The following is a 4,110-nucleotide window of genomic DNA, read 5'->3' on the forward strand; positions in this document are numbered from 1 at the left end:
GATCGGTTGGCTGATTTGCAGGATGCCGTATACTTTGCTGCGTTGCTCCGGGCCAAAATAATCAGCGATCAGGCTGTACAGGCCGGGGTAGGATGAGTCGTCAATCCCGGTCGAGGCACGCGTGATCACAAAGGGGATATAGCTCCGTACGATGGCACTCAGCCAGGTGGTAGCTCCCCAGATAAAGGAGGCCAGCGCAAGCAATTTTGAGCGCGCATAGCGATCATAGAGATATCCCCATATCGGGTATAAAATCGTGCTAACAATCAACGCACCGGAGATAATCAGACCAAATTGCGTGTTATTAATGCCAAATTCTTCGCTAATCGGTCCTTTTAGCGGACCAATCAGCAATTTGTCGGTCTGATGCAAAAGCATAAAAACAAAAAAGATGCCAACAACCTGCCATCGATAACGTTTTGGTTTATTCATATGCTCCCTCGGGGTTTAGGTAGAATCTATCCTGAAATTCTTTTGTAGGTCCGGCTTCAGCCGTAAAGAGCGACTAAAGTCGCCACTATGGGATATTTTTAGGATGGATATTTAAATAATATTACTCAGGCTGCAACGCAACCAATTCAGATAACGTAACTACGCTATATCCGCGTTCTTCCAAAGCGGGCAAAATGATATTCAAGGCCTTCGCAGTTCTTTCTCCACGGCGATCATGATCGTGCAAAACAATCACTGCTCCAGGTTTGATGTTCCCTAAAACATAGTACGCTGAAAACCAGTAAAAACCTACGTGAGGATCATAAGGATAGACCGAACCTAAAGAGCAATGGTACCCATGCTTTTTCATTGTGGCAAGCATTCTTTCGTTATACCACCCCGAACCTGGGCGTACCCACGAAATATCCATAAATTGAGATAAAACTTTATCCGCCTTGAGCAATTCCCTTTCAAATTCCTGATCGCTCATCGCAATGCTTGGCTCGTCGGCGGTCATATGATTTCCCAATTCATGCCCCTCTGAAACCATACGTTTTACCAGGGTTTCATTGCCTGAAATATGATCTGTGATCAAAAAGAAAGTGGCATGTGCCTCATATTCTTCAAGGATTTCCAGAATCTGCGGAGAATCATTTGCGTCTGGTCCATCATCAATGGTCAACGCAACAACTTTTTTATCAGTCTCTACAGAATATAGCACTTCAGGTGAGCGGCGGCGTAATTTAGCGATCATCCATTCAGGTTTTAGCCAAAGTGCGATTCCAAAAGTAATGAAAACTATGATGCTCGTTGTTATCAGGGCTCGTATGAAAAAAACCTTGTCCATATTTTTAGACATCAGGCATCAGACTTCAGCCACCCGCTATCTGGGTCTGATGTCTATTCCTCCACCAACATTCTTCTCAAAACTTTGCCAACAAAAGATTTTGGCAATGTTTCCCGAAATTCAATTTCCCAGGGGACGGCATACTCATCCAGCCGTTTACGGCAAAGTTCCATTAACTCATCTTCAGAAAGGTTAGTGCCTGGTTGTGGCACGACGTAGGCTTTGACCTTATTACTCAACCAACCTTTACGCTTGATCCCGACAACTGCGACCTCTAAAACTTTGGAATTCTCATAAAGGACTTCTTCAACATCCCGCGGATAAACGCTGAATTCACCCGCCATGATCGTATCACGTTTGCGACTGATGATCTTAAAGAACCCATCCGCATCCATGACCGCCACATCACCTGTATATAACCAGCCGTCGCGGAAAGATGTGTCCGGATCGCTCTTGCCCTCGGCTTGCCAATAGCCCTTCATCACCTGTGGACCCTTGACCAATAATTCGCCAATTTTCCCCGGGGGCAGGTCTTTGTCCGTGACCAGGTCGACGATTTTAGCATCCGTATTGGGGATGGGAATACCGATCGAGCCAGTTTTCGCATCGCCTCTCAAAGGATTGGCGTGAGTCACCGGCGAGGTTTCTGTCAGACCATAGCCTTCAACAAGCTGCCCGCGGGTTAATTTCTGGAAAGCCTCCTGGACTTCAATGGGCAGGGGGGCTGCGCCGCTAATGCAGGCTTTGATCGAATTGAGACCATACTCACGCACATTTGGCGCATGATTGATCGCTGCATAAATGGAGGGTACCCCCGGAAAAATACTGGGGTTATGTTCCTTGATATGGTCAAGAACCTGCTGAAGCTCGAATACAGGCAATAATACGATGGTCGCACCGATCACGATCGGGATATTCATCGCTGTTGTCATCCCATAGCTGTGGGTCAGCGGAAGAACAGACAGAAATACCTCTTCACCGTATTTGACATCCGGAATCCAGTGACGGGTCTGGAGTGAATTAGCAACCAGATTCGAATGTGTCAGGCAAACCCCTTTTGGCTTGTCCGTTGTCCCGCTTGTAAACAGGATCGCTGCCAAATCCTCAGGATCAACTTCAAATTCAGGGCGCTCCCGGGATGCATCCAGCATCAGCCTTTCCATGGTTTGGCCCTCATCCACCCAGGGGATCTCATCTTCGCCAAACCCGGCGGCATGCCAACGTCCCAATAAGGCTTTATAGACTCGTGCCGAGACTGCATCTCTAATATTCGCCAAAACGACCTGGACAGGGCTGTTCTCCTGGACCTGTTTTGCCAACCCGGCAAAATCTTTCAGCGTCACAAGCACCTTGGCATCTGTATCTTTGACCTGTTCCACAATCTGTTGTGCAGTTGCATCTGGATTTGGGAGGACAACAACACCGCCGATCTTGAGGGTCGCATAATAGGCCATGATCATTTGGGGCATATTTGGCATGACCACCATGACGCGATCTCCACGGCGAACACCAAGCCCGTGCAAGGCATGCGCAAATTGGTTAACAAGACGATCGAGCTGCTGGTAATTCAGCGTTGAACCGTAGAAAACGGTCGCTTTTCGCTTCGGAACTCGGTCTGCTGCGGCTTCCAGAAACTTGTGTAATGGCTGGCGGGGAATTGGACAGGTGATCGGCGTATATTTCCCATAGCTTTTCAACCACGGGCGCGAGATGGCCAGATCGGTGCGCAGCCCCTGTTCGCGCCATGAACCTTTCCCTTTTCCGCCTTGGTGAACGAAACGCTCGATCGCGCGGTTGACCGCCTTATGACGCTCCAACTGGACCTTATGCTTGGATGCGCCTACATCGATGACATCAGCGCCGGGGAGCGCTTCGCTGACCCGGTCGAATGCCCAGCGCGGGAAATAACTGTCACGTTCCCCGGTCAGCACCATTGTCTTCGTTGTAATTTTGGGAAGCGCATCCCAGCCCTTCCATTTCCCCATATTATTGAGCATCATCCGCTTCAGGACATGCACCTCCGCATTCCAGCGCGGACGATATTTCCAGAAGGGACGAATAACAGATACTGGAATTTTCGAAAGCAAAGAGGCGCTCTTTGGCAGGGGATATTCCCCCGCTGTTGCGATCAGGACCAATTGTTCAAGACGTTTTGGATGAGCGGCAGCATATTCAATACAAACTGAACCGCCAAAAGAATGCCCAACCAGAATAAATTTTTCAGGGAGATCAAGGGCATCCGCGACCGCGTTAATATCGGATACCAACTCAGCCATGGTGTATTGTGTAAAAGGAGCGTCGCTCTGGCCATGTCCACGCAGATCGGGGACAATTACCCGATACTCAAGCGCAAAGTGATTGATCTGGTATTCCCAGGTTTCAGCACAACCAGCAAAACCATGAATAAAAACAATTGTCTTCTCGGCCCCATCGGGATGAATATCGATCACACTCAAAGAGACATCCGTAAGTCCAGAGATAGGCACCTTTACCCGGTAAAGATCCAAATCCAATTGAGTTTCGCGATGCTTAAGTCCTCGGAGTTTATTCATAAAGTATGATCTCCTTTTGGGCTACCAGTTAATTTGCTCAAAAACAGCCCTAGCCGCTAAGTAAAAGCCAGGAACCTGCCAATAAAAGTGTTTTTTGTGGAGCCTCGAACAATTTATAGGGTTTGAAAGGAACACAGGAAGTGTACAGTAGAAGAAAAAGAGAGTCAAACAAAAACAGCCTCCCGTACGGGAGGCTGTTTTTGTATTAAAAAATGATTATTTGCCCATGAAGAGAGTGACGGCAGCGCCAAGAGCGAAGATGCCATTTAGCCAACCAGG

General features: G+C 48.2%; 3 protein-coding genes. All 3 read right to left on the reverse strand.

Annotated features, from left to right (window positions below; translation table 11 throughout):
* Window positions 1-432, reverse strand: a 432-nt coding sequence (locus tag AC3DOM_RS16220; protein ID WP_487920083.1) for an MFS transporter, incomplete at its 3' end; no start/stop codon positions are given.
* Window positions 433-553: 121 nt separating this feature from the next.
* Entirely contained in the window at window positions 554-1,291 is a 738-nt protein-coding gene (locus AC3DOM_RS16225; protein ID WP_487920084.1) for a chitin deacetylase family protein, read from the reverse strand.
* Between the two features lie 41 nt (window positions 1,292-1,332).
* On the reverse strand, window positions 1,333-3,831 hold the full coding sequence (locus AC3DOM_RS16230; protein WP_487920085.1) for an alpha/beta fold hydrolase: 2,499 nt from the start codon (window positions 3,829-3,831) through the stop codon (window positions 1,333-1,335).
* Window positions 3,832-4,110: the final 279 nt, after the last annotated feature.

The organism is Candidatus Desulfolinea nitratireducens, from assembly GCF_982879505.1.